This is a genomic window from Flavihumibacter solisilvae (assembly GCF_000814475.1).
Taxonomy (GTDB): domain Bacteria; phylum Bacteroidota; class Bacteroidia; order Chitinophagales; family Chitinophagaceae; genus Flavihumibacter; species Flavihumibacter solisilvae.
The window spans coordinates 207282-234190 of sequence record NZ_JSVC01000001.1 but is presented as its reverse complement, the minus strand read 5'-3'; the positions used below and the strand labels follow the sequence as shown (position 1 = coordinate 234190).

26 protein-coding genes are annotated in these 26909 nt (G+C 46.7%); 16 read left to right on the top strand and 10 right to left on the bottom strand.

The features are described 5' to 3' along the window. The first annotated feature begins 11 nt into the window (after window positions 1-11). Window positions 12-1070, top strand: coding sequence for a DUF3089 domain-containing protein (locus OI18_RS00970; protein WP_052272748.1), 1059 nt, complete (start codon window positions 12-14; stop codon window positions 1068-1070). On the opposite strand, the gene OI18_RS00965 is transcribed toward OI18_RS00970, so the two are convergent. Both OI18_RS00965 and asnS read right to left on the bottom strand, forming a co-directional pair. Next, a complete protein-coding gene (locus tag OI18_RS00965; protein ID WP_039136241.1) occupies window positions 1036-1581 on the bottom strand; it encodes a biopolymer transporter ExbD in 546 nt (181 codons plus the stop codon). The two genes, OI18_RS00970 and OI18_RS00965, sit on opposite strands and share 35 nt — an antisense overlap. Before the next feature lie 93 nt (window positions 1582-1674). Continuing rightward, on the bottom strand, window positions 1675-3111 hold the full coding sequence (gene asnS, locus OI18_RS00960) for an asparagine--tRNA ligase (RefSeq protein WP_039136239.1): 1437 nt from the start codon (window positions 3109-3111) through the stop codon (window positions 1675-1677). Between the two features lie 58 nt (window positions 3112-3169). On the opposite strand from asnS, the gene OI18_RS00955 reads away from it, so the two are divergent. From OI18_RS00955 to selD, 4 genes are all read left to right on the top strand, one after another. Further along, window positions 3170-4156, top strand: coding sequence for a 2-hydroxyacid dehydrogenase (locus OI18_RS00955; protein WP_039136237.1), 987 nt, complete (start codon window positions 3170-3172; stop codon window positions 4154-4156). A 193-nt stretch (window positions 4157-4349) separates the two neighbouring features. Next, window positions 4350-6062, top strand: coding sequence for a transcription termination factor Rho (rho, locus tag OI18_RS00950; RefSeq protein WP_039136235.1), 1713 nt, complete (start codon window positions 4350-4352; stop codon window positions 6060-6062). Window positions 6063-6199: 137 nt separating this feature from the next. After that, the gene (gene mnmH / locus OI18_RS00945) at window positions 6200-7261 is read left to right on the top strand and encodes a tRNA 2-selenouridine(34) synthase MnmH (RefSeq protein WP_039136234.1); all 1062 of its coding nucleotides are present in this window, start codon (window positions 6200-6202) and stop codon (window positions 7259-7261) included. Window positions 7262-7266: 5 nt separating this feature from the next. Then, window positions 7267-8322 (top strand): selenide, water dikinase SelD, encoded by a 1056-nt coding sequence (selD, locus tag OI18_RS00940; RefSeq protein ID WP_039136232.1) that lies wholly within the window; start codon window positions 7267-7269, stop codon window positions 8320-8322. Here the strand turns inward: selD and OI18_RS00935 are convergent. From OI18_RS00935 to OI18_RS23525, 4 genes are read right to left on the bottom strand one after another with little or no spacing between them, the layout of a single operon-like run. Further along, entirely contained in the window at window positions 8319-9011 is a 693-nt protein-coding gene (locus tag OI18_RS00935; protein WP_039136230.1) for a class I SAM-dependent methyltransferase, read from the bottom strand. The two genes, selD and OI18_RS00935, sit on opposite strands and share 4 nt — an antisense overlap. After that, the gene (locus OI18_RS00930; protein WP_039136228.1) at window positions 9008-9247 is read right to left on the bottom strand and encodes a 4a-hydroxytetrahydrobiopterin dehydratase; all 240 of its coding nucleotides are present in this window, start codon (window positions 9245-9247) and stop codon (window positions 9008-9010) included. Before OI18_RS00930 ends, OI18_RS00935 begins: the two co-directional genes overlap by 4 nt. A 15-nt stretch (window positions 9248-9262) precedes the next feature. Next, a complete protein-coding gene (locus OI18_RS00925) occupies window positions 9263-9697 on the bottom strand; it encodes an IPExxxVDY family protein (RefSeq protein WP_039136226.1) in 435 nt (144 codons plus the stop codon). 36 nt (window positions 9698-9733) lie between these two features. Next, window positions 9734-11374 (bottom strand): M28 family peptidase, encoded by a 1641-nt coding sequence (locus OI18_RS23525; protein WP_152616690.1) that lies wholly within the window; start codon window positions 11372-11374, stop codon window positions 9734-9736. Between the two features lie 148 nt (window positions 11375-11522). Here OI18_RS23525 and OI18_RS00915 point away from each other — a divergent pair, with 148 nt between their 5' ends. Beyond that, window positions 11523-15287, top strand: coding sequence for a DEAD/DEAH box helicase (locus OI18_RS00915; RefSeq protein ID WP_039136224.1), 3765 nt, complete (start codon window positions 11523-11525; stop codon window positions 15285-15287). A 103-nt stretch (window positions 15288-15390) separates the two neighbouring features. Here OI18_RS00915 and OI18_RS24610 read toward each other — a convergent pair whose 3' ends face one another. Next, window positions 15391-15564 carry a hypothetical protein gene (locus tag OI18_RS24610; protein WP_160290179.1) on the bottom strand — a complete coding sequence of 58 codons (174 nt, stop codon included), beginning with the start codon at window positions 15562-15564 and terminating at the stop codon, window positions 15391-15393. 122 nt (window positions 15565-15686) lie between these two features. On the opposite strand from OI18_RS24610, the gene tatC reads away from it, so the two are divergent. From tatC to OI18_RS00895, 4 genes are all read left to right on the top strand, one after another. Next, entirely contained in the window at window positions 15687-16538 is an 852-nt protein-coding gene (tatC, locus tag OI18_RS00910) for a twin-arginine translocase subunit TatC (protein WP_039136222.1), read from the top strand. A 44-nt stretch (window positions 16539-16582) separates the two neighbouring features. After that, window positions 16583-17029 carry a ribose 5-phosphate isomerase B gene (gene rpiB / locus OI18_RS00905; protein ID WP_039136220.1) on the top strand — a complete coding sequence of 149 codons (447 nt, stop codon included), beginning with the start codon at window positions 16583-16585 and terminating at the stop codon, window positions 17027-17029. A gap of 63 nt (window positions 17030-17092) precedes the next feature. Continuing rightward, on the top strand, window positions 17093-18625 hold the full coding sequence (locus OI18_RS00900) for a M28 family peptidase (protein WP_039136218.1): 1533 nt from the start codon (window positions 17093-17095) through the stop codon (window positions 18623-18625). A gap of 92 nt (window positions 18626-18717) precedes the next feature. Then, on the top strand, window positions 18718-18984 hold the full coding sequence (locus tag OI18_RS00895) for a hypothetical protein (RefSeq protein ID WP_152616689.1): 267 nt from the start codon (window positions 18718-18720) through the stop codon (window positions 18982-18984). 86 nt (window positions 18985-19070) lie between these two features. Here the strand turns inward: OI18_RS00895 and OI18_RS00890 are convergent, their stop codons facing one another. The 3 genes from OI18_RS00890 to OI18_RS00880 all read right to left on the bottom strand — a co-directional run bounded on the left by OI18_RS00890 (window position 19071) and on the right by OI18_RS00880 (window position 21095). Beyond that, on the bottom strand, window positions 19071-20045 hold the full coding sequence (locus OI18_RS00890) for a deoxyhypusine synthase family protein (protein ID WP_039136214.1): 975 nt from the start codon (window positions 20043-20045) through the stop codon (window positions 19071-19073). A 93-nt stretch (window positions 20046-20138) separates the two neighbouring features. Next, window positions 20139-20591, bottom strand: a complete 453-nt coding sequence (locus tag OI18_RS00885) for a hypothetical protein (protein WP_039136213.1) — start codon at window positions 20589-20591, stop codon at window positions 20139-20141. A gap of 57 nt (window positions 20592-20648) precedes the next feature. Continuing rightward, window positions 20649-21095 carry a hypothetical protein gene (locus OI18_RS00880; RefSeq protein ID WP_039136210.1) on the bottom strand — a complete coding sequence of 149 codons (447 nt, stop codon included), beginning with the start codon at window positions 21093-21095 and terminating at the stop codon, window positions 20649-20651. A gap of 389 nt (window positions 21096-21484) precedes the next feature. On the opposite strand from OI18_RS00880, the gene OI18_RS00875 reads away from it, so the two are divergent. Genes OI18_RS00875 through OI18_RS23520 form a run of 6 tightly spaced genes read left to right on the top strand, consistent with a single transcriptional unit; the run spans window position 21485 to window position 26885 of the window. Continuing rightward, complete coding sequence (locus tag OI18_RS00875) at window positions 21485-22087, top strand: acyl carrier protein phosphodiesterase (protein WP_039136208.1); 603 nt, start codon at window positions 21485-21487, stop codon at window positions 22085-22087. Between the two features lie 48 nt (window positions 22088-22135). Then, window positions 22136-22699 carry a DUF2911 domain-containing protein gene (locus tag OI18_RS00870; protein WP_039136206.1) on the top strand — a complete coding sequence of 188 codons (564 nt, stop codon included), beginning with the start codon at window positions 22136-22138 and terminating at the stop codon, window positions 22697-22699. An 11-nt stretch (window positions 22700-22710) separates the two neighbouring features. Next, on the top strand, window positions 22711-24570 hold the full coding sequence (gene asnB, locus OI18_RS00865; protein WP_039136204.1) for an asparagine synthase (glutamine-hydrolyzing): 1860 nt from the start codon (window positions 22711-22713) through the stop codon (window positions 24568-24570). Between the two features lie 41 nt (window positions 24571-24611). Further along, window positions 24612-25751, top strand: coding sequence for a cystathionine gamma-synthase (locus OI18_RS00860; protein ID WP_039136202.1), 1140 nt, complete (start codon window positions 24612-24614; stop codon window positions 25749-25751). 20 nt (window positions 25752-25771) lie between these two features. Beyond that, complete coding sequence (locus tag OI18_RS00855; RefSeq protein WP_039136200.1) at window positions 25772-26548, top strand: TIGR02757 family protein; 777 nt, start codon at window positions 25772-25774, stop codon at window positions 26546-26548. Window positions 26549-26561: 13 nt separating this feature from the next. Continuing rightward, on the top strand, window positions 26562-26885 hold the full coding sequence (locus OI18_RS23520) for a hypothetical protein (protein WP_052272745.1): 324 nt from the start codon (window positions 26562-26564) through the stop codon (window positions 26883-26885). Window positions 26886-26909 lie beyond the last annotated feature (24 nt).

Genomic DNA, 26909 nt, shown 5'->3' with positions numbered 1-26909 from the left:
AACTTTGGATAGTGAAATTAGTCAATAAGTTACACAGTGCGACTGGCCTGTTACTGCTGTTCCTGGTGCTTAACGGATGTGCACGCAAATACCATATGGCAGCATCTCCGGTAAGTATTGAAAAGAAGATTCCGGATTACAGCAAAACTTCGTATTGGGCGGCATTGCCTGGATTGCAGGATCCCTCCGACAGTATCCCGCTTCCCTTGCGGGATGTCTATACACGGGATACTTCTATCGATGTTTTTTTTGTTCATCCCACCAGTTATACCCAACACGAAGCTGTTGAATGGAATGCGGATGCGGACGATGTGGAAATCAATGCAAAGACAGACCGGACAAGTATCCTTTACCAGGCGTCCGTTTTCAACAGGTATAATGTTTATGCTCCCAGGTACCGGCAGGCGCATATACAGGCATATTTCACAACTGATACTGTGCTGGCGAAGCAAGCATTTGACCTGGCCTATAGCGATGTACGCAGGGCATTTGAATATTACCTGCAACATTATAACAACGGCAAGCCGGTAATCATTGCATCCCACAGCCAGGGCACCACACATGCCAAAAGATTACTCAGGGAGTTTTTTGACAATACCCCACTGAAAGATAAACTGGTGGTCGCTTACCTTATTGGAATCAATGTAGAGCCGGATTATTTCCCGACCCTGCAGCCTTGTAAAGACTCATTACAGACAGGATGTTTCGTTGGATGGAGAACATTCCGCCGCGGTTTTGAACCGGATTATGGACCATCTGCCCGGACTTCGGTTGTAGTAAATCCATTAAGCTGGACTCTCGATACTTCGTATGTTCCTGAACGTTACCACAGGGGCGCGATTCTGCGAAACTTCAATGAGATCGCCCCAGAAGTAAATGATGCGGTCGTTTACAAGGACCTGTTGTGGATCAGCAGGCCTAGATTCCCGGGGAGTAAGTTCTATCGTGCACGCAATTATCATATCGGTGACATAAATCTCTTTTATATCAACATCCGCGAAAATCTCGATCAGCGAGTTAGGGCATTCCGGAAGACTAAAAATCATGAGGAAGCTTTCCTGAGGCCTTGAGTGAAGCTATAGCCTCCCTGTCTGTAGAGACCACATATCTTTTCACATCATTTATGAGCATTTCATCGAGGAGATCGACGATGTTTTTATAGGAGCTGTTGTCGGTCGGACTAATGATCACCATCAGGTCATTTTGCTTTCCGGAGATTCCAAGTTCCTTTTTCTTCGTCCGGATCAGGTCGCCGACACCAGTGGAAACATGATACGATTTCCATCCGGAATGATTGGCAGCAAGGGCATCGGCCAATTGCCCTGAAAAATAGTAGAGCGAGTCATGGCGGCCGGGTAATAAGGTTATGGTGGTTGATTCAGCAGAAGGCATAGGAGGGCCATCGGCCGGCATGACCAGGTTCATCGCTTTGTTTTCCGTCATGGTTGTGGTAATGATGAAAAATGTGATAAGCAGGAAACCCAGGTCTACCATTGGTGTAAGATCAACCCTTGTTGAAAGTTTTTTTCCGTGCGTGCGCGACCTGTTACCGGTCGAAGATGCAGTATTTATTTCAGCCATAAACAGTGGTTTGCTTCTAAGATGACAGGGTAAGTTTATTCCATAAAAAAACGCCGGATCAACCGGCGTTTGATATTGTAAAATGTATGCGAATTAAAATTCAGCGCTTTTTGGTGTCCTTGGAAATGCGATCACATCGCGGATGTTAGTCATGCCCGTAACAAACAATACCATCCTTTCAAAGCCAAGTCCGAAGCCGGCGTGAGGAACAGTTCCGAAGCGACGGGTATCGAGGTACCACCAAAGGTCATCAGCCGGAACATGCATTTCCTTCATTCTTTTTTCAAGATTCTCAATTCTCTCTTCACGCTGCGACCCGCCAACGATCTCGCCGATACCCGGTGCAAGAATATCCATGGCCGCCACTGTTTTGCCATCATCGTTCAGGCGCATGTAAAACGCCTTGATATCTTTTGGATAGTTGATTACTATCACCGGCTTTTTAAAATGTTTCTCGACCAGATATCTTTCATGCTCACTCTGCATATCAATACCCCATTTCACTTCATACTGGAATTTCTTTTTCTTGTATGCCGGTGACTGCAGTAAAATATCAATAGCTTCAGTATAGGTAATCCTTTCGAAATTATTATTGACAACAAACTCCAGTTTCTCGATCAATCCCATTTCACTACGCTTATCTGCAGGCAGCTGTTTTTCTTCTTCTGCGAGGCGCGATGCCAGGAACTCGAGATCTTCCCTGTTATTATCCATGGCAAAGCGAATGATGTATTTGATGAATTCCTCGGCGAGGTTCATATTGTCTTCGAGGTCACAGAAAGCCATTTCAGGTTCAATCATCCAGAACTCAGCGAGGTGGCGCGCGGTGTTGGAATTTTCCGCCCTGAAAGTTGGGCCAAAGGTATAGATCTCACCGAAGGCAGTTGCGCCGAGCTCGCCTTCGAGCTGTCCGCTCACAGTGAGGTTAGTGCTTTTGCCGAAAAAATCGTCTTTGAAGTTGATGCTGCCATCTTCGTTACGCGGCGGATTATCGAACGGAAGTGTTGTAACGCGGAACATTTCCCCTGCGCCTTCCGCGTCACTCGCGGTAACGATCGGCGTATGCAGGTAAAGGAAACCTTTCTCGTGGTAGAACTTATGGATGGCGAAAGCAAGCGAATGCCTGATCCTGAATACCGCAGCAAAGGTGTTTGTCCTGAATCGCAGGTGAGCTATTTCACGAAGGAATTCGAGGCTGTGCTTTTTAGGTTGAAGCGGATATTTTTCGGCATCGCTGTCACCAAGTATTTCAATGGCGGTTGCTTTGATTTCGAGCTTCTGGCCTTTTCCCTGTGAAGGAATAACAGTACCGGTCACCTTCAATGAAGCGCTGGTGGTGATCCTTTTCAACAGGCTGTCATCAAATTCTCCGAGACCCGCAACAACCTGCAGGTTGGTATTGGTTGAGCCATCATTCAGGGCGATAAACTGGTTATTGCGGAAGGTTCGAACCCATCCCATAACTGTAACTTCCTGCCCATCCGGTTGCATGGTGAGCAGCTCTTTGATTTTGACGCGCTTATTGAACATAGCCTAAATTTAAGGACGGCAAAGATAAGCCGCTTAATTTTACGTTCAATTAGCGCGTATGAAAGTCGCCTTTTTCTCCACTCAGCCATATGACCGGCAGTACTTCAACAGGTACAATAAAGGTCACGAGATCAGTTATTTCGAGGCAGGACTGAACCGGCAGACCGCCTCCCTCGCTGCCGGAAGCGGTGCCGTCTGTGTATTTGTCAATGACCAGCTGGATGCGGGAGTATTGAAGGAGTTACACAGTCTCGGCGTAACACTGATCGCGCTCCGCTGTGCAGGCTACAACAACGTTGACCTTGCAGCCGCAGCTGAGATGGGTTTTACCATTGTCCGCGTTCCCGCCTACTCTCCCCATGCTGTTGCTGAACACGCCGTTTCCCTGATCCTGACATTAAACCGTAAGATCCATAAGGCATATAACCGGGTGAGAGAAGGAAACTTTTCGCTAGATAAGCTGACCGGCTTTGATCTTTATGGAAAGACGGTCGGTGTTGTAGGTACCGGGAAGATCGGGATTGCTTTCGCGACCATCATGCTGGGATTCGGTTGCAGGGTACTTGCTTTTGACCTGGTGGCAAACCGCCAGCTCGAAGAAAAAGGTGTAGAGTATCTGCCGCTAATTGATCTGTTCCGGGAAAGCGATATTGTTTCACTCCATTGCCCGCTGAATGAACAGACACATCACCTGGTAAATGCTTCCACGCTTGAAATGATGAAACCCGGGTCAATGCTGATCAATACAAGCCGAGGTGCGCTTATCAATACTGCTGATGTCATAGAAGCTTTGAAACGGCACAAGCTCGGTTACCTGGGAATCGATGTATACGAACAGGAAGAAAAGCTATTCTTTTATGACCGGAGTGAAGAATTGATACCTGATGAGGAAATACTACGCCTGATGAGCTTTCCAAATGTACTCATCACCTCGCACCAGGGCTTCTTTACCAATGAAGCACTGACTGAGATTGCCAGGACCACGCTTGCAAATATTGCTTTATTTGAATCCGGAGAACCCCTGAAGAACAAGGTGTTGTCTTAGAACCGCAGAAAAAACCGGGATAATTATTTTTGATTTTGGTCATTTTAGCATAAAATTGCAATTGGAACCAAGCTGATCAGTTCTCTCCCAGCTCACCGACTCATCACTTGAAGTACACACAGTCAAAACTCATTTCGATTATTTTTCAAGAAGTAAGGCCGATTGAAATCTCACAAAACGCACAAGTCTTAGTATGTATGACATTTTGCAACTGAACGACATGCTCGTTCCTGAGTTGCTCGATATTGCGGAGCAACTAAAAATCCCTAATTCAAAAAAGCTGGATAAACAGGAATTGATCTATAAAATCCTGGACAGACAAGCCATTGTTGCCAGTGAGGGTAAAGGTTCGGATCCTGCGGACAAATCCAAACGCAAACGCATAGTTAAAGCCACTACAGCCAATTCCACGGAAGAAGCCGTTGTTGAAAGCGAGGAAAAACCCCGGAGGCAGGAACCTAAGAAGGTCAATGCAAAAAAAGAGGATGGTCCACGCAAAGACGATAATGCCCGGAAGGAACCTGTGGTAGCAGCACGCAAGGAAGAAGCAAGGAAAGAGGAAAAGTCCCCGATAAAAAAAGGCAGGAAAAAAACGAACGAACCATCAGCATCTCCTGAACTACCATTAGAAACAGAAGAAGAAGCAGTTGATTTCGAACCTGTTTCAGCTGAGTCAGAAGCCGCGGAAATTAACAGCGAGGTTTTACAACCCGCGCCGGTGGCTGCACCTGAACCTGCTCCCAGGCCGATACAGCACAGGCGGGAACAGCGCGATTTCTTCAACATAGAATTTGATGGTGTAATTCCTGCTGAAGGCGTTCTCGAAATGATGCCCGATGGTTATGGATTCCTCCGCAGCAGCGACTATAATTACCTCTCCTCTCCCGACGATATTTACGTTTCACCCTCCCAGATCAAATTATTCGGACTTAAGACCGGTGACACAGTGAATGGTTCTGTTCGTCCGCCTAAAGAAGGTGAAAAGTATTTCGCCCTGTTGAAAGTGGAAACAATCAACGGCAGAACGCCAGAGGAAGTAAGGGACAGGGTACCGTTTGATTATCTCACACCACTTTTCCCATTTGAAAAGCTTAACCTTTTCACAGGGCCGAATCAATACAGTACGCGCATGATCGACCTTTTCACCCCGATTGGAAAAGGTCAGCGTGGATTGATCGTGGCACAGCCAAAAACCGGTAAAACGGTGTTGCTTAAAGAAGTGGCCAACGCCATTTCTGCTAACCACCCCGAATGTTACCTTATGGTAGTGCTGATCGATGAGCGTCCGGAAGAGGTGACCGATATGGAAAGAAGTGTGAAGGCTGAAGTAATTGCTTCCACTTTCGATGAGCCAGCCGAAAAACATGTTAAAGTGTCTACGATTGCGCTTCAGAAAGCAAAGCGACTGGTGGAATGCGGTCACGATGTGGTGATCCTGCTCGATTCCATCACACGTCTTGCCCGTGCACACAACACTGTTGCCCCTTCTTCCGGAAAGGTTCTCAGTGGTGGTGTTGAAGCCAATGCCATGCAGAAACCCAAACAATTCTTTGGTGCTGCCCGTAAGATTGAAAACGGCGGATCCTTAACAATCCTCGCTACCGCACTGATCGATACCGGTTCAAAAATGGACGAAGTGATCTTCGAAGAATTTAAAGGAACTGGTAACATGGAATTGCAGCTGGATCGCCGACTTGCAAACAGGCGTATTTATCCTGCGATTGACCTGGTTTCCTCATCAACGCGAAGGGATGATCTTTTGCTTGAAAGAGATGTTCTTCAAAGAATGAACCTGTTGCGTGTTTACCTGAATGATATGAATACGGAAGAAGCAATGGGTGAATTGCTGAAACGTATGCGGGGCACGAAGAGCAACGAAGAGTTCCTGGCAAGTATGAACGGATAAATCAAAATCGGGTATTGCCCAGGTGATACCGGAACGAGTCAATAAGTCAATAGGTCAATAGGTGAATCATTCACTTATTGACCTATTGACTTATTCAATGAATTCGATCACCGCAGATAGAACTTATATATTTAACTATGTCAGTCCGGCAAATAGAACTGGAGGAATTTCTGAACCTGGCAGAAAAATGCCCTGTGCTTGATGTGCGTAGTCCGGCTGAATTCAAGCATGCCCATATCAGCGGCGCGTATTCATTGCCGTTGTTTACGGATGAAGAAAGAAAAATAGTAGGCACAACGTATAAACAACAGAACAGGGAGGATGCCATCAAAACAGGCCTCGATTATTTCGGGCCTAAAATGAAGTTGATGATCGAAGAGGTGGAGCGACTGCTGGCGTCGGGGAATGGAGCAGATGCTATTCTTGTTCATTGCTGGAGAGGCGGCATGCGAAGTGCCGGTGTGGCGTGGCTGCTGGATCTATATGGTTTCAAAGTCTATACCCTTTCAGGTGGCTATAAAAGCTACCGGCGTTATGCAGTCGAATTGTTCAGCCGCCAATGGCCGATGCGAATTCTGGGTGGATACACAGGAAGCGGGAAAACAGACATCCTTCAGAAGCTTAAACGCCTCGGGGAAACAGTAATTGATCTTGAAGCGCTGGCTATGCACAAAGGATCCGCCTTTGGTCATCTGGGGCAACCGGAGCAACCCAGCCAGGAAATGTTTGAGAACATGCTCGCCCTTGAGCTGCACCGGATGAGCACTCAATCAGGCAAGCCCATCGAGCCTAAAACATTCTGGCTCGAGGATGAAAGCCTGCGGATCGGCAGCCTGTTTATTCCCCAGCCTTTCTACAAGCAAATGCGGACTGCTGACAGTTATTTCCTGGAGATTCCCTTCCATGAACGACTTAAGTATATTGTAAAAGGCTATGGCCAGGCAGACAGGGATAAGCTTATCAACGGCATTGTCCGGATCCAGAAGAGACTCGGTGGGCTGGAAACAAAAACTGCGGTAAACTGCCTGCTGGAAAATGATGTGGAAGGCGCTTTCCGCGTATTGTTGAAATACTATGACAAATGGTACGAAAAAGGTCTCTCGAGCCGCGAGCCAGGGGCGCCACTGCCTGTCAATATTCCGGCTGCTTCGGTTGACCCTGTCCGTAATTCCCAGATATTATTGAACAATCTGAATTGAAACACATGAGCGAAACAAAAATCGCACTAACCCAATATTCGCATGGTGCCGGATGCGGTTGCAAGATTGCGCCGCAGGTGCTTGAACAGATCCTGCAGACAGACAACAACTATGAAGAATTTCACCAGTTGCTTGTCGGTAACCAGGCAAAGGACGACGCTGCCGTTTATGATCTTGGTGATGATAAGCTCCTGATCGCAACCACCGACTTTTTCATGCCTATTGTGGATGATGCATTTGATTTCGGCAGGGTAGCGGCTGCAAATGCAATCAGTGATGTATATGCGATGGGTGGAACTCCATTAATGGCACTCGCAATTCTGGGATGGCCTGTTGAGAAGCTGCCTGCTTCGTTGGCGCAGCAGGTTCTTGAAGGTGCCCGAACAACCTGTAAGCTGGCAGGTATTCCGCTTGCCGGTGGCCACAGCATAGATTCGCCAGAGCCGGTATTCGGACTTTCCGTCAATGGCATGGTGGGCCGTCAACAGCTGAAACAAAACAATACTGCTAAAAATGGCGATGTTCTCCTGCTCACCAAAGCATTGGGCACCGGCATGCTTTCCACCGCTCAAAAAAGAGGACTATTGGAGCCTCAACATTATCAGCAATTGGTTGACCAGCTCACGAAGTTGAATAGCATTGGAAAAGAACTGGGTGCAATAACAGGTGTACATGCGATGACGGATGTGACCGGGTTCGGCCTGCTGGGACATCTCGTGGAAATGGCGTCCGGGAGCGGGCTTGGCGCTACCGTTTATTACAATAAACTGCCGCTTCTGCCAGGAGTTAAGGAACTGGCAGCAAAGCGAATCGTGCCGGATGCTACTTTCAGGAACTGGAACAGCCACAGCAATCTTGTATCTTTTGGTAAGGGATTAAATGTGATGGAGGCATTTAACCTGCTTCCTGATCCACAAACGAACGGTGGATTACTGATAGCCGTATCACCGGCATCCCTGACCGAAGTGCAGGAATTATTTACTACGAACGGATTACAACATTTTCTCGAACCCATCGGGCTGCTTCATGAAACAGGCGAAAAGCTGGTCAACGTGGTTTAGACCTTGCCAGGCCGGCTCAAAATAAAAATAACAGAAGCTGGAAATCCGGATACAGGATGGATAGGTTCGCGGAGCTCCTCCAGGTGGTAACCTGTTTTTTTGAAAAGCATTAGCCAGCTTTCCATTTTGCGGAAATACCATGGCGCGGGATCTGTGAAGTCAGATGAAAATCCACTCCAGCTTCCTTCCCGCCAGCCGTCTTCATACGGGCCATCTCCATTTGAAACATAAGGATGCAGCGTTTGGATTACCAGTTTTCCAGTAATGCCAATGAGAGAATGAAGGCTGATTAACAGCTCACTTACCAGTTCGTTCCCAAAGAGGGCGAAGTTGATGACAACCAGGTCAAAAGGCTTCGAAGGCGCAAATGATTTTTTGATCAGGTCCTGGTAACTGCATACTTCAAAATGAGCATTGCCGGATAGCTCTGTGGCCCGGGAAATCAGCCCGGGAACTGCATCCAGGCCGGTGAAGGAAGTTTGTGGCAACTGTGTTTGCAGGGCGCGGATGAGCCAGCCTTCGCCGCATCCGAGGTCAAGTACATTTCCAGGATTGCATGTTGAAACAGCTTCAATTACCGCACGATCCGTTGCCAATTTCCGCGACTCAATCGCAGCATCGGCAATTGTTTTACTCCATGCGTCAGCATTCCTGTTCCAGCTTTTAAGTATAATGTCTTCCCTGTTCATTCTGATTTTACCAGCCTGTCGATCCTTGCGGAGAGCTTGTGATCTTTTTCAGTAACAGTGTCCCCCGCATCATGGGTGTTAAGCCATACTTCGACGGTATTATATACATTCGTCCAGCGGGGATGATGATTCATTTTTTCCGCTTCCATGGCCACTCTTGTCATGAAGGCAAATGCTTCCGAGAAATCTTTGAATTCAAATTTCCGGTAAAGTGCATTGTTGGATTCTTTCCACATGCGAAATGATTATGGTTAAAAAATCAGGTGCTCCTTGTTCCTGATCTTCTCATTGGTCAGTTCTACCACAAGTTGTACACCGTTAATAGTACGGATAGAACTGATCATCTCTGCAATAAAAGCGGCCTGCACATTATCTCCTTTAATGAGCCAGAGAAAATCAAGGTGACGGAATTCCGGTAAAAGGTATTCCCCGTCATGATGGTTCTTATAAAGGTAATGCACCAGGAACTGGTTTGGCTCCGCATACTCATAAATGGGAAAATAATAGCTGCGGCTCTTTTTTGTCATCTGGATCTCAATATCATTGTTCGCCCGGAACCGGAAGCGGAATAGCTGGTTCAGGTACCAGCAAAACTGGTAATCACGGATGGGTGCCACGATCCCCAGCAGGTGGGCATCCTGGAAAAATTCTTCGGCCATTTCAGCCACATCCAGTTTCAGTTTCATGAGATCAAATTTATAATTCCGGTACGATTGAAAACATCAGAATTCAACCGCAGCTGTCAGTTCCGAATCAGCACGCATAAACTTGACATTGGTCTTGTCTCCTTTTTTGAATTTGCCAAGTGCCTGCATATACTGTTCAACGGATGCGGTCGGATACTCGCCCAGCTGCAGGATTATATCTCCAGCCTGGATTCCGGCTTTCTTGGCTGGCCGTCCATCCGAGATACCATCCACCCTTACCCCATTTCCACTGTAGCTGTAGTCAGGCATGATGCCCATGGTTACACTGAACCTGGCGGTTGTTCCGGTCTGCTGCTCGCGCGTTTTTGTAAAGGCTAGCTTATTGTCGTTCCCGGTATTCTTAACGACCTGTTCAATCAGTTGCAGGATCCGGTACTGGCCTTCATAATTTAGCTTTCCGGCATCATCACCAGGCTTGTGGTAATCCGTATGCAGGCCTGTAAAGAAGAAGAGAACAGGGATATCTTTCCGGTAAAAGGAACTGTGATCACTCGGACCGGTACCGCTGCTGTCGAATTTAATCCTGAGGAATTTGTTGTCGCCCAATGAGGAGAAGGATTTCTGCCACTCGGGGGAAGTGCCATATCCACCTACCGTCAGCACCCGGCTGCTATCGTTCAACCTTCCCACCATGTCCATATTGATCATATAGTTCACAGAGGTCAATGGAAGGGTTGCATTTTCCGTGTAATATTTGGAACCGAAGAGACCAAGCTCTTCACCTGAAAAGGCGATGAAGAGGTAATTGGACTTTTTCGATTTGTTCTTTTTAAGAGTCCGGGCCAGTTCGATCAGCGACGCTGTTCCGCTGGCATTATCGTCAGCCCCGTTATGGATTTGTTTTTCCCCACTGCGTAACATGGAATTGCCATCTTCTCCATAACCCAGGTGATCATAGTGTGCGCCAATCAAAACGGTCTGCTGCGCGCCGTTATCAATAAACCCTATCACATTGTGTCCGGTCCGTTCCTGTTTCGTGAATCCCGTCTTCAGTTTAATTTCGAGGACTGCAGTTTCGTCGCTGAAATATTTCTTCGATTCAGTTTCATCAATAAAAATAACCGGGATAGGCAGGGTTTCCCCTTTCATTTTAGCATTGTAATGCTGGTCCCCATCATTGTAAAGGATAAGGGCGGTCGCGCCTTTGGATGCCGCATCCCTGGCCTTTGCGATGATATTGCTTTCCACATCAAAATGTGGATTTGACTGGTTGGCCTCTTTCTCATCGCCCAGGTCAAGGAACCAGGGAACACCGGATTCCTTCAGCGCGATAGATGGCATTGCTTCAAGCATTTTATCAGGCGATACAGCCAGTGGAAAGAAGTGATCCTTTCCAATCTCATGGCCGTTTATAAACAGGTAACTGTTTTGCTTGTAATCTTTTCCATCGAAAATGGGAAATGCCTGCAGCCAGGTATTATTATCTCCTTTAGGTTGAAGACCAATTGATTCGAACTGTTTTGCGATATAAGTGCTGGCAAGTTCTTCTCCTTTGGTGCCTGCCCTGCGCCCCTCAAGTTTATCATCTGCCAGGTAGGAAACGTGCTGACGGAGGTTTGAAATAGTGAGTTTGTCGTTTTTCTTGAGTTTCTGGGACTGAGCGGGAAGTGCGTTTGCAATGAATGCAGCAAACGCAAGACGGGCTAAAAGGTTCATACAGTTCAAGTCTTTGGTGAGCAAAGGTATCATTGTGAAGGCTAATACCGTGCCGCAAAAACCAAGAAATAATATGGTTATCTGGCGTACTTTCCGTTACTTTTGCAGATTGGCCTGTCCGCAATGGCTTTAACAAACAGAATACCGAATGGCGTTACCGCACCTTATTAAATATGTATATACAAACGGAACCGATGAAGTGATCAGAAGAGGGAAAAAAATTCACGCAATTGGTTTTGTTGAGCTGGTGGAATATGATGAACTGATTGGTTCCGTAACCTTCCGTGTAAAAGACGATAGTTATTCGACCTACTATAAAGTATACATCCAGAAATTTTCGGATCCTAAGTCCCTCTCTGTCAGGTGCAGTTGTCCCTATAACCTTGGAGATATCTGCCGGCATGAAGCTGCCGCGCTGATCCAGTTGCAGGAGCTGCTCGACAGGAATATGCTGCAGGCGGAAGAAGTTGAATACGACCAGCGTCACACCGTCATCAAAATGAAGACGATCGACCTGAAAACGATCAGGCTCCTGAGCGGCCAGGAGGCTTTTCTCGAGGCGGAAAAATACCTGCGCACTTTCAAGGCAAATATCGAATCAGCGGCAGATGAGGTGGTGAAAGCTTCGGTAGACCTGGATGGGACGATCTACAAAGTTGTATTGCGGAAAAACGAGGAGCGGAATTTTGATACGAACAGTGACTATGTAGATACAAAGCATCCGCTTGCCCTGCCAAAGGTGATCGTATTCCTGCAGTTGTTGAATGCATACGGCCCCAATTATTTTGATACCATCCGTAACTGGGACAAGGAAAAAAACAAACTGCTCGAGGCTTATGGATACAGCCTGAGTGATGACCTGAGGGGTAAGTTTGAATTTGCATACAAAGAGGGTAAGCCTTTTCTTCGGGTGCTGGATACTTCCATCAAGCGGATCCAGCCTGCGCAAACGAATGGACGTCCGCGACCGCTCGAAGTGGTCGTTGCCGAAACAGAACCACTGCCGGAGATTAATGAAAAAGAGGCACTGACGGCACAGCGGGTTGGAATAGTCTTGAACCTTCACCAGAAGAATTACCCCGGGTTCGCGCTGGACGCGGTGCAGGGTGAGGCAGAGGAGCAGCAACAGCAATTCATCGGAAAGGTTGAAAAAATTGATCTCTCCAAATATGTCAATATCGAGGTGTTTCCTGAATCGGACCGGCAACTCATCCCAGCCCTCAGGCGCATGCAGGAAGGTGAACTCACCAAATATCTTAACAGGAATTCTCCATTCAGCGGTATCTGGGAAAATATCATCCACCACGAAAGCGAAGACCTTCCGGCAGAGACCAAACACCTGGTTGTGGAATATATGCAGCCGAAGCTGCGCAAGCTGATGAACGAAGTGGCAGACAGCCCGTTTGTTTACTTCCTTCCGTCACAAAAAACTTTTAAGACTGAGAACCTCCAGTCCATCGGTATAGTTACAGAACCACTTGTTCCATTTTTTAAAGTGCAGCAAAAACAGCGTCAATACGAGATCAGTTGTTGGGTTCGTATAAATGGCTCTGAGATAAAAATCACTGAGAACCAGCTGGCCAGCAACCTGCTTTTTTTCCACAACGAGAACCTGTACGGATGGCGTAATGAGGAAGACGTGAACAGGGTGGAAACATTTATGCCGAAAGGTACCATCACTATCACCAAAACAACCTGGCCACTTCAGCTGAAACAGCTTGTATTACCGTTGGCCAAGCACTACCATGTTGAATTTGAGAGTACACTGATCTCTTCATATAAGGATGGCGAACCGGAACGCCGGCTAATGCTCCAGGAAAAAGGTGATTACCTGGTATTCCAACCTATTTTTTCTTATAAAGGTTTTGAAACCAAGCCGGGTGATAAGGACGAGATTATTGTGCCGGACGGTGATAAGGTGATGATTGTTCACCGCAATAAAGAAGTTGAGGCGCAGTTCCTTCAGAAACTCGAAGCACTGCATTCCAATTTCATCCGTCCTGACGGATCCCAAAACCTGGTTCTGAAAGGAGCCGACGTTCTGCGAAACAACTGGTTCTTCCTGTTCGTGGATGCCATGAACGAGATGAAAATACCGGTATATGGGTTTGAAGCACTGAAGAATTTCAAATTCAATACGTCGAAACCACAAACCCGGATCCAGATCAGCAGCAATACTGACTGGTTTGATGCCAAGGTTGATATTGTTTTCGGTGACCAGCAGGTTACTATTGCCGAAGTGAAACGGGCATTGGCCAATAAGCAGCAATTCGTTCAGCTTGATGACGGCACATTGGGGATTCTGCCGGAAGAATGGATCAAGAAATACTCCCTCTTGTTCCGGATTGGAGAAGGCAAGGCACAACACCTGCGTCTTTCCAAGTATCACATGAGTGTGATCGACGAGTTGTATAATGAACGTAATGAAGAAGAGCTGTTTGTTCAGCTTGAAGAAAAATATGATCGCCTTCGCGGCTTTAAAAGCATCCGGGATGTGGAACCCCCGAACCACCTGCAGTCTATTTTAAGACCATACCAGTCGTTCGGTTTCCAGTGGCTTAACTACCTGCATGAAGTAAACTGGGGCGGAATCCTGGCAGATGACATGGGTCTTGGTAAAACAGTGCAGGCCCTCAGTTTTCTCCAGCATTTTAAAGATAGCAATGATAACCTCAGGGCACTGGTTGTTTGTCCGACTACCCTGATGTTCAACTGGGAAAACGAAATCAAAAAATTTACACCGACTTTAAGTTACCATATCCACCATGGTGGGGAACGCAGCCGGAACAAGGCGCTGCTGGAAAGCAAGAACGTTATCATCACAACTTACGGAACGCTTCGCAGTGATATCAAGATGCTGGTTGACCTGGAGTTCGACTATGTAGTGCTGGATGAATCGCAGGCAATCAAGAATCCGGGTAGCAAAGTGACTAAGGCCGCTTCATTGTTACGGGCAAAGCATCGCTTATGTATGAGTGGTACGCCACTTCAGAACAACACATTTGACATCTATGCACAGATGAACTTCCTCAACCCCGGAATGCTCGGGAGTATGGAGTTCTTCAGGCAGGAGTTCGCAATACCGATAGATAAATTCGGTGAACAGGACCGTAAGGATCACCTTCGTAAAATCCTGTTCCCCTTCATCCTCAGGAGAACCAAGGAGCAGGTGGCGAAAGATCTTCCCGAAAAGACAGAAACCATCCTGTGGTGTGAAATGGAAGATGAGCAAAGGAAAATTTATGATGCCTACCGGAATGATTTCAGGGATAAGATCCTGGGTACCATCGAAACGCAGGGGATGCAGAAATCCCAGCTCACAATCCTGCAGGGCCTGATGAAGCTCAGGCAGATCTGCGACTCACCGGCAATCCTGAATGAACAGGAAAAATTCGAAAACCATTCCATCAAGCTGGAAGAGCTCGGACGGGAGATCACGGAAAATATCAGCAACCACAAGGCACTCGTCTTTTCACAGTTCCTCGGTATGCTCGCTCTCATCCGTCATAAATTGAAAGAACTGGGCGTCGATTATGAATACTTTGACGGAAGCACTTCAGCGGTGGACCGCGAAAAAGCAATCCAACGATTCCAGAATGATGAGAACTGCCGCGTCTTCCTGATTTCGCTTAAGGCCGGTGGTGTGGGTCTCAACCTTACAGCGGCAGACTATGTGTATATCGTTGATCCGTGGTGGAATCCTGCCGTTGAACAGCAGGCGATTGACCGGACGCACAGGATTGGGCAGACGAAAAATATTTTCGCCTACCGCATGATCTGTAAGGATACAATAGAGGATAAGATCCTCCAGCTGCAGGACCGTAAGCGGGTCCTGGCGCGAGACCTGATCGCCGATGACGAAGGTTTTGTGAAGAATCTTACCAGGGAAGATGTGGAGTACCTGTTCAGCTAACGCCGAATTCCAGGAACAGAAAGAAGGAAATAAAAAAGCCCCACCGAAGTGGGGCCTGGCACCTACAAGTGGTTTCAGAGGTAAGTACCAATATGTGTTTGGGTTAGTAACGTTTTGATTTCCGGGCATAACCTGGACGGTGTTCGATGGGTGACACGCCATGGAACATTACAAAGCAGAGATATTTGAAAAAACGGGAGATGTTCAAACCAGGACGGTAGCTGTCCTTGTGAATCTTGATGGCATGTGTGTTGAAATACATGGCATTTTTTTTCATTGATATCGGCGTTTAGGTGATTAACATGTGGATAACGAATATAATTCTTTTTTATTGCGGGTTGAAGAGCATGGGCTTTGTAGCAGCCAATGTTTCCTTAAATTTGCCCGCTTTCATTCCATATGGCTAAAAGTTTATTCAACAGAAAGGGTGGCACAGCGGCTGAAATGTCTTTTGTCGATCACCTCGAGGCTCTCCGGTGGCATATCATGCGCTGTTTGCTCTCGGTATTCGTAGGTGCTATAATCGTGTTTGTATACATGGATTTCTTCTTTGGGGAAATCGTGATGGGCCCTGCAAATAAGGATTTTATTACATACCGATTGCTTTGCTCTACAAGTCACAGACTTGGATTGGGCGATGCTTTATGCCTGTCCGACATTAACCTGAAACTGATCAGTACGGAAATGAGCAGCCAGTTCATGATGAGCTTCACCATAGCATTTGTCGGCGGGTTCATTATATCTTTTCCGTATGTGTTTTGGGAGTTCTGGAGATTCGTCAGACCTGCCCTGACAGATAAAGAACTGAAAAGAACAAGGGGGGTGATCTTCTGGGTATCACTGCTATTCTTTTCAGGGGTGGGTTTTGGATATTTCCTGATAGCACCGTACACCGTGAACTTTTTTGCGGCGTACACGCTCAGCCCGATGATCCAGAATACTTTTACAGTAAGTGATTACATCGATAATATCGTGTCTCTTGTATTGGGAACCGGTATCGTGTTTCAGCTTCCGCTTGTTGTGTATTTCCTCGCCAAGGTCGGGATTATAACAGCAACATTTCTGCGCACCTATCGCAAGTTTGCCGTTGTCGTTATACTGGTTATAGCCGCTGTAATCACACCACCCGATGTGGTGAGCCAGCTTATTGTAACCGTACCTTTATGGCTCCTTTACGAGATCAGCATCAGTATTGCAGCGCGGGTGAATAAGGAACAGGAACAGGACAACCTGCCAGCTGATTGGAGCTAAGGAGGGGTTTTAGAATTTTCAGTTTTCACTTATAAATTTCTAGCGTGTTTTCGAAAGAACTACCGGTTGCTATTGGAGCTGACCATGCAGGATTCGAGTATAAGGATGCATTGGCAGCATACCTGAGGGATAAAGGTTTCCAGGTAAAGGACTTTGGCACCAACGGACCCGCTTCGGTAGACTATCCCGATTTTGCGCACCCTACAGCACAGAGTGTTGCCAGTGGTGAAGCAGCGTTTGGAATCCTGGTATGCGGTAGTGCCAACGGTGTTGCCATTACAGCTAACAAACACGCGGAAATCAGGGCCGGCCTGTGCTGGAATACAGAAGTCGCGTCCCTGGTAAGACAACATAACGACGCCAATATTATTTGTATTCCCGCCCGTTTTGTTGACATACAGACCGCTATTTCGATGGTAGAAATCTTCATGGCAACTGCGTTTGAAGGTGGCCGTCATGCAAACAGGGTGGCGAAAATTTCCTGCAATTAAGTTCCTCCTTGTCCACATCTGATTGACAGGATCATTAAATTGCTCCTTCAATTTATCTATTGCATGAGAAAGCTAATTTTAGTGCTGGGCCTGTTCCCGGCCTCTATGGTGTTTGCCCAGAAGAAGGCAAATCCACAAAAAATTGCTGCATCCATTACTGAAGACGACCTTAAGAGACACCTGTACATAATTGCAGGTGAAGAAATGGAAGGCAGGGAAACGGCTACAGAAGGGCAGCGCAAGGCGGCCGCTTATATTGAGCAGCACTTCCGGTCCGTTGGACTACTGCCAGGCAACAACGGAAGTTACCAGATGGCATTTCCTGTATACAGGGATTCACTCGTCGGAAGCCGGGTCAGCGTGAATGGAAAGGAATACCAGCTTAACCGTGACTTTCAGCCTTTGCTGCAGCTGACGAGGTCCGGATCTCAATTTTTTTCTGAAGTAGTATTTGCAGGGCATGGAATCGTGGACTCTGCGTATGACGATTATGCGGGTAAGGATGTCCGTGGAAAACTTGTACTGCTGCTCGACGGCGCTCCTTCCAGCTACAAATCCAACAAAAAAGGATTCAGGGCACCGGGCGGCTTGTATGGAAAATATTTCAGTGCAGTAAAAAAAGGCGCTGCCGGAGTACTTATCGTTGCTCCAGGTTTCCCGCGTAAAGAGCAGCCTGCGCTCGGAAATATGTATACAAACCTGTACACAGCAGAACAACAGCCCTCACTTTATTCCATTTCACCTGACGTTGCCGCAACACTGGTAGGTAGTGAATGGAACTCCCTCCAGGAAAAAGCCAAAACGGCCCAGGTGCCGGCAAATGTGTATAAGGCCAACACAATGCTCGATTTGCGTAAAGACGTGCAGATGCTCGAAAGCACCAACGTAATGGGATATATCGAAGGATCAGATAAGAAAGATGAGTGGCTGGTGATCACTGCACACTACGACCACCTCGGGAAGCGTGGAAACGTGATTTATTATGGTGCCGATGATGATGGCTCTGGAACAGTAGGAGTACTGGAAATGGCTGAAGCATTTGCAAAAGCAAAAGCTGCCGGAAACGGACCCCGGAGGAATGTGCTGTTCATGACAGTAAGTGGGGAGGAAAAAGGACTTTGGGGTTCTGAATATTTCAGCAATTATCCCTCCATCCCACTTGATAAGACTACCGCAGACCTGAATATCGACATGATCGGCAGGGTTGACACAGAACGTAAGACAACGGACACGTTGAATTACGTGTATGTTGTTGGCGACGACAAGTTGAGCACGGAACTTAAACCGCTGAGCGAATCAGTTAACAAAAAATACACTAAACTGGCGCTTGACTACCGTTTCAACGACCCCCAGGATCAACACCAGATCTACTTCAGGAGCGACCATTACAATTTCGCAAGAAAAGGTGTTCCTGTTATTTTCTATTATGACGGAATGTTGCAGGCTGATTACCACAAGCCTGGCGATACTCCTGATAAAATCAACTATACCCTCCTGAAGAAAAGAGCACACCTGATTTTCTATACTGCCTGGGAAATGGCGAACCGTGACCAGATGATGAAGCGTGATCTTGAATTACCGGCCATGGAACGTTAAGAATTCTTTTGCAAGTAGCGGTTAAACCAGTTTTCCCTGTGGTGGTCAATATGTATGTAAACAATTTTGTACCAAACTGGAAAACAGAAATTATGAACACGACCGCCACTCTTAAAAGGGTTCTTGTAATGGTCCTCACAATCGGAGGCTTAATGATGGGTGCGGACAGCTTCGCACATGACGGGAAAAAAGACAGGAAGGACAAGCGAAGACATGCAGTTCAAAGGAGGGAAAAATGTGGAAGCCACCATATTGACCGCCGATATAGTCACAGGTATGACCGCAATGACCACCGCTATTATCCTGGCTACCCATATCGAAACAATACCAGGTATCCGAAAAAACCATCATGGAATTAATTCTTTTGATCCGTATCCCCAAATCAAAGGGCGCCCTGAAGGGCGCCCTTTTTTATAAAACATTCCGGCAAATCAAATGCCGTTACTTACCATCCTAATATATACGCAAAGATCAGTGGAGCAACAATTGTTGCATCGCTTTCTACAATGTACTTCGGCGTGTCAATTCCCAGTTTTCCCCAGGTAATCTTTTCATTTGGCACAGCACCGGAATAAGATCCATAGGAAGTCGTAGAATCGCTTACCTGGCAGAAATAACTCCAGAACGGAACATCATGCCATTCGAGGTCCTGGTACATCATCGGCACCACACAGATCGGGAAATCTCCGGCGATACCGCCTCCAAGCTGGAAAAATCCTACGCCTTTGCCGCCACTGTTATTCCGGTACCATTCAGTAAGCCAGACCATGTATTCAATTCCGCTTTTCATGGTGGTTGCCTTCACCTCATTTTTAATCACATAGGAAGCGAAAATATTTCCCATCGTGCTGTCTTCCCATCCACCAACAATTATCGGCAGATTCTTTTCTGCAGCAGCAACCATCCAGCTGTCTTTCGGATCAATTTCATAATCGTCTTTCATTACACCGCTAAGAAGCAGTTTGTACATGAACTCATGGGGCAGGTAACGTTCTCCGGCTTTGTCCGCTTCTTTCCATAGCCTGGCTATATGATGCTGGATTTTCCTGAAAGCTTCATGTTCCGGTATGCAGGTATCAGTTACCCTGTTCAAACCTTCCTCCAGCAGTTGCCATTCCTCTTGTGGTGTCAGGTCACGGTAATTGGGTATTCTTTTGTAATGCGTATGCGCAACCAGGTTCATGATATCTTCTTCAAGATTCGCTCCTGTACAGGAAATGATATGTACTTTATCCTGCCTGATCATTTCTGCGAGTGAAACGCCCAATTCGGCAGTACTCATTGCACCCGCCAGGGTGATCATCATTTTTCCTCCATCCAGTAAATGTTGTTCATATCCTTTGGCGGCATCTACCAGAGCTGCAGCATTGAAGTGCCGGTAGTGGTGCTGAATAAACTGTGAAACGGGACCTTTGCTCATGATAACTTATTTTAGGAAAACAAAGGTAAATGAAAAGCCCCGCCAAATAGCAGGGCTTTTACTTTCCAACAAAACCTCAGAGAAAAGGCTGATTTATTTTTTGATTTTGGAATAAACGAACCAATTGTTGCTGTTGTCACTTTTCAGTACCAGCTGGTGAGTTCCATTTTCCAAAGCTATATAGTAGCTTGTTCCATTGTCTTTCACCATTTCAAACAGTGTCGTGATCCAATAATCGGAATAGTCATCTTTAAGTTCGGTAAGGAGTTGAATGGGAAGCTGATCTGAAAGGATGTTACGATAAACACCCACAACTTCTCCCTCCTCGTTCAGGTAGGCGAACATTACCTGGCCGTTCATTGTGAATTCCGCTTTGAACAGGTTGCTTACTTTAGTCCAACTTGTCAGTTTTGCAGATGCGAATTCTTTTTTGAAGGATCTTTCTACGCGCTTGTTTACAGATTCGTTGTTGTCGATTGTGTTTGCAAAGGTGGTTGTAAAGGAGAGCATTACCAATACTACTACACCGGTGATTACTTTTTTCATTGTGATAAGGTTTATAGAATGCTTAATACCTATAGGACGAGGCTTGCATTCTCAAGGTTACAGTCTGTTCTTTACTTTTTTGAAGACACTTAATTCTCCTGAAGGACTTGCTGAAACGATCAGTGAAGACTTCTCACCATACAAGGTAACATGGTAAGTAGTAGATCCATTGCTGATGTGTTCAATCACGCTTCTTACAATATGGTCAGGATAACGGTTGCTGATTTCTTTTGCAACCATGATGGGCAGGTTGTCTTTGCTGATGTAACGGGCAGTAGCAACCAGGTCTCCCTCTGCATTGTAAAATGCGCTGAGTTCAGTGTTACGATAGTTGAACGTAGCCTGGAACAGTCCGGCATCATCAAGAGATTTCCACTGTACATTTTTTGCTTCTGCAAATTCAGTGCGAAATGATTCAAGAACTTTTCCTGTAATAGGATCTACGTTGGCGAAGCTTGCGAGGCTGATAAAAGTAGCCGCAGCGATTACAAAAATCTTTTTCATAGTAAAAATTTGAAGGTTTAATGATCAATGTGCGTTTGATAGTATGACGATGTAAAAGTATTTTGGTTACAGCTTCGGTCAAGCAAATATTGACTGGTGGTGAGGAACATTAAAGAAACTGCAAGAGCCTGATAAGATTGTCCTTTTCGGGTATTGATTAATCCGCTGAAAGCAGCGCCAGTACTGCATTTATTAAAATTTGTTAAATAAAAAGTAAATCTCGGTTAACCGATGGTTAAATTAGTAGAGTGGAAATTGATGTACAGAAAATGACGAGTGAACGAATCACGAAAAGTTGGTGAAGCGTTTGTATCTTCATAACTCCTTCATTATCCAGCGATGATGAACGGATTAAACTAAGGCCGAATGGTAATCTCATTTTTGTCATCATGAACTTTCTCGCTCATGCATACCTTTCGTTCCGGCAGCCTGAGATCCTTGCAGGCAATATGATCTCTGATTTTGTTAAAGGCAAATCGAGATTTGACTACCCCGAGGGTATCCAAAAGGGAATCATGCTTCATCGCGCGATCGACACATTCACCGATAACCATCCACTGAATAGCGAAGCAAAAAAGATTTTCAGGCCTGCGGTGGGTTTGTATGCCGGTGCATTCCTGGATGTGGCGTATGACCATTTCCTTGCCATCGACCAGATTGCCTTTCCCGGGGAAAGCCTTCCGGTTTTCAGCCAATGGGTATATTCCACGCTGGAAAAGTTTGAATTGAACTTTCCCGAAAGATTCGCAGTGGTCTTTCCTTATATGAAGAACCACGACTGGCTATACAACTACCGGCAACGACAAGGAATTCAAAGGAGCATGGAAGGACTCGTACGCCGCGCAAAGTTCCTGGATGACAGTACAGGGGTTTTTTATCTTTTCGGGGAACACTATGAAAAGCTGGAAAAATACTACCAGGCGTTTTTTCCCGAGTTATTATTGTTTGTCAATAATTATTACCAAAAATTATTGACTACTGGCAAAGATTAAAAGAGCAGCCTTCTTTATTTTTGACCCTTAATATTATCGTGATAAGCAATGAGAAAGACTATTTTGTTAACCGGTATAATGCTTGGAAGCCTTTTTGTTTCGGCACAATCGCGATTTCCCACTGTTGACAAGAGTCCGATGGACATGAGCTATTATCCGGCAAATTACCCTATTCTGAAAATTCAGGATAAGGCCGCTGAGCCGCTGCTTGCCCGCGTTGTGTACAGCAGGCCGCAGAAAAACGGCCGGAAAGTATTCGGGGAACTCGTAGAATACGGAACGATCTGGCGCCTGGGAGCAAACGAAGCCACAGAACTTGAGCTTTTTCGGGATGCAAAGATTGGTGACACGCGCGTGAAAAAGGGTCGCTACACTTTGTTCGCGATTCCAACATCGTCAAAGTGGACGATCATTCTTAATAAGGACAACGATGTATGGGGTGCCTTCCGGTACGATTCTAAGAAAGACGTGGCCAGGACCGAAGTTCCGGTACAACGGGTGGCTGACCCGCTGGAGGCTTTCAGCATGTATTTTGAAAAAACCAACGGTAATATTAACCTGGTGATGGGTTGGGATGATGAAACCGTCCGGATGCCCATCAGCTTCTTCTGACCACTTTTAACATGTGTGGAATTGCCGGTATTATAGCTCAAACTGGGGGAAACGTGGAGGTTCACACGGAATCCACGTTAGTCCGGAAAATGATCCGTTCCATCGGCCACCGTGGACCGGACGGCGAGGCATATTGGAACAGCACGGATGGCAGAACATTTTTTGGGCACAGGCGACTGGCGATTATTGATACCAGTCCGGCAGGCACGCAACCTATGCATTTTGCCGGCAGATTTACCATCGTGTATAATGGAGAACTGTACAATTTCATTGAGCTTCGAAGCGAGCTCAGGGAAGCCGGCTATGACTTCCATACGCAGTCGGATACCGAAGTAATCCTTGCAGCTTTTGACTGCTATGGTGAGGCCTGCGTTGAAAGATTTGATGGCATGTTTGCTTTTGCGATCTGGGATGACCAGGCGAAAAGACTTTATCTTGCCCGTGACCGGTTTGGGGAAAAGCCGTTATACTTTGCCTGGTCAGCTGAAGGTAAATTTATTTTCGCCTCCGAAATGAAAGCCCTGTGGGCGGCAGGGATCCCTGCCGAAATGGATGAAAGCCAGGTTCTCCTTTTTACCGCCACTGGCAATACGGGGTTTCCCCTGCAAAACAGTTCTACCTTTTATAAAGATATCCGGCAGGTTCCGGCAGGTCATTACCTGACCATGCAAAGCACCGTCGAGGAAAATGCCGAACCGGAAATGTACCGGTATTGGGATATAGATAAGACGGCGACTTCCCGGATGACCCCCGAAGAGGCCATGGTGAAACTTGATGAGTTATTGAGCAGGTCCGTCCGCCAGCGGTTGAGATCAGATGTACCGGTTGGCCTGTCCCTAAGCGGCGGCGTGGATAGCAGTAGTCTCGCAGCACTTGCCAAAAGGATTTCCGGAACCAGCCTGGAATCCTTTTCTGCCGGCTTTCCCGGGTTTGAGAAGGATGAGACTGAATTTATCGATGAAGTTTCCAGATACCTTGGAACAGCTAATCACAGGATCAACCCCGATCACAGTATTCTTGCAGATGATTTCGAACGGATGATGTACCACCAGGAGCAACCTGTTGGTTCGGCCAGTGTACTCGTACAATATAAGGTATACCAACTGGCGGCCAATGCCGGTATTAAGGTTCTCCTTGATGGCCAGGGTGCGGACGAACTTTTTGCCGGTTACCAGCCCTACATTCATTGGTTTTTGCAGGAAACATGGCGCAAAGGCGATTGGACCCAACACTATTACGAAAAGGCTGAATTCAGGAAAAACGGCTGGAAAGATACAACGGGATTGAAAAACTATCTTGCTGCAATTTTTCCGCATGTTGCGCAGGAATCTCTCATCCGGCGGCAAAAAAAGCTGATCAGCAACCAACCAGACATTAACCCTGAATACCTTAAAGCCTACATGCCGGAAGCGGAAGTGTACAAGCCGCTGGTGACCTCCCTTAATGATATCCTGTACTTTGACATATCGATGGCCAGGCTTCCTGAATTGTTGCGGTATGCGGACAGGAACAGCATGGCCCATGGTATTGAAGTCCGCCTGCCTTATCTCCAGGCAGAACTGGTCCAGTTTGTTTTTTCACTACCTGCTGCTTTCAAATTGAACGAAGGCTACACAAAATGGATCCTTCGTAAAACCATTGGCAACCTGCTGCCAGAGAAGATTACCTGGCAAAAAAGAAAGATTGCTTTTGAACCACCGCAGCGGTCCTGGATGGACCATCCCTCGGTTAAAGCCCAGATAATCTCAGCCAGGGAAAAGCTGGCTTCAAAGGGAATTTTGTCCCGTAAAGCAAACGTTAAAACAAACACCGGAAATGGCAATTGGGAATCAGACTGGCGGTATTGGGTTTTGTCCGTGTTGCCGGGTTAGAATAAATTACCGCACCTTTGTTCCTTAAAATTTTATCCCCGATGAAGCTTGCAACAAAGATCATTCATGCAGGTACAGAGCCTGATCCTGGTACCGGTGCGATCATGACGCCAATCTTCCAGACATCGACTTATGTACAGGAGGCACCTGGCAAAAACAAAGGTTTTGAATATGCCCGTTCGCAAAACCCAACCCGGAAGGCGCTCGAAGAAGCACTTGCACAAATTGAAAATGGCAGGCACGGGTTAGCTTTCAGTAGTGGAGTTGCAGCGACCGATGCAGTGATCAAGCTTTTGCTTCCTGGCGACGAAGTAATTGCTGCAAGTGATATGTATGGTGGAACCTACAGGCTGTTCACTAAAGTGTTTGAGAAATTCGGGATCAGGTTCATTTATGTGGATACAACAGATCCCGAAAATGTAAAAAACGCAATCACATCAAAGACGAAACTTATCTGGCTCGAAACCCCGACAAATCCACTGATGAATATCAGCGATATCAGGGCCATAGCGGATATCGCAAAGACTGCCGGCTGCCTGCTGTGCGTTGACAACACATTTGCATCACCATACCTTCAGAACCCGCTTGACCTTGGTGCAGACATCGTGATGCATTCTTCAACAAAATATCTCGGCGGGCACAGCGATGTGATCCAGGGCGCACTGGTAATGAATGATGATACCCTAAGGGAGCACCTGTATTTTATTCAAAAGAGTTGTGGGGCTGTGCCGGGACCGATGGACTGCTTCCTAGTCTTAAGAGGTATTAAGACCTTGCACCTTCGGATGCAGCGTCATTGCGAGAATGGAGAAAAGATTGCCAACTGGTTACGTAATCATCCAAAGGTCGGCAAAGTGTATTGGTGTGGCTTTCAGGACCATCCGGGATATGCAGTCGCAAGTCGCCAGATGCGTGGCTTTGGCGGCATGATGAGCTTTGAGCTGAAGGATGACAACACCGACAAGGCAATGGCTGTGTTATCCTCCACTAAGATCTTTGCGCTGGCAGAAAGCCTGGGTGGTGTTGAATCACTGATCAATCACCCGGCAACAATGACCCATGCATCGATTCCCCGTGAAGAGCGGATCAGGAACGGGCTGACTGACTCACTGATACGATTAAGCGTAGGTGTGGAAGATGCGGACGATCTTATCAGCGACCTCGAACAGGCAATAGGCTGATTATCCAGATCTGCCACGGTATGGAGAAAGCTCAGAATATTATTGACTTCCTGAACCGGAAAGTAACTGAATACAATCAGCCCCGGTTTATCGCAGACGATCCGGTCTCAGTTCCGCATCGCTTTTCGAAAAAAGCAGATATTGAGATTGCTGCTTTTTTTGCGGCAGTGTTTGCATGGGGAAACCGAACTACTATCATCAACAAAAGCAATGAGCTGATGAGGCGGATGGACGATGCCCCCCACGCTTTTGTTTTAAATCATAGTGAAAAAGAGGCAAGGTCGCTGCTGGACTTCAGGCATCGTACTTTCAATACAACTGACCTGCTGTATTTTATAGAGTTCCTCAACTGGCACTACAGTCGGCATGAGTCGCTTGAGGATGCTTTTTTGAAAGGAATGCTGCCGGGTGACCAGGATACGGAAAATGCATTGAATGGGTTCTATCAACATTTCTTTTCCCTGGAACATGTTCCGGATAGAACCCGGAAACATATCGCAGCACCGTTTAAAAAATCCACCTGTAAGCGGCTGAATATGTTCCTGAGATGGATGGTCAGGAAAGATAATTGCGGAGTGGACTTCGGCATTTGGGAAAAAATCGGTGCCTCCCGGCTCATTTGCCCCGTCGATGTACATGTGGCGCGGGTTACCCGCAGGTTCGGATTGCTGAAACGCGAAGCCGTCGATTGGCAGGCTGCTGTGGAACTCACCACCTGGTTGCGAAAGCTCGACCCTGCTGATCCCGTAAAGTATGATTTTGCCCTTTTCGCATTAGGCGTTGTCGAGAAGTACTAATTTCAGCAGTCAAATGCAACCTGGGCAGGACCTCATACAAATACTAAATGAACAGCTGGAAATAGAGCTTCCGGAAATACAGGATTTTGGCCGGTTAAGGGAAGGACTTGCTTCACACATAAACAATTGGATACAGACGGATTTTGACAAGCTGGTTCAAATGTTATACCGGGTAGATATAAACGAAAACAAACTAAAGTTCCTGCTTAGAGAAAAAGTAAGTGATGATGCTGCCCTTATTATTGCCGACCTCGTGATCGAAAGGCAGTTGCAGAAACTTGAAAGCCGCAAAATGTTCCGGCAACCGCCTCCCGATGACGAGGAGGAGCGATGGTAATGTTTTCGTATTAAGATGTGAGGA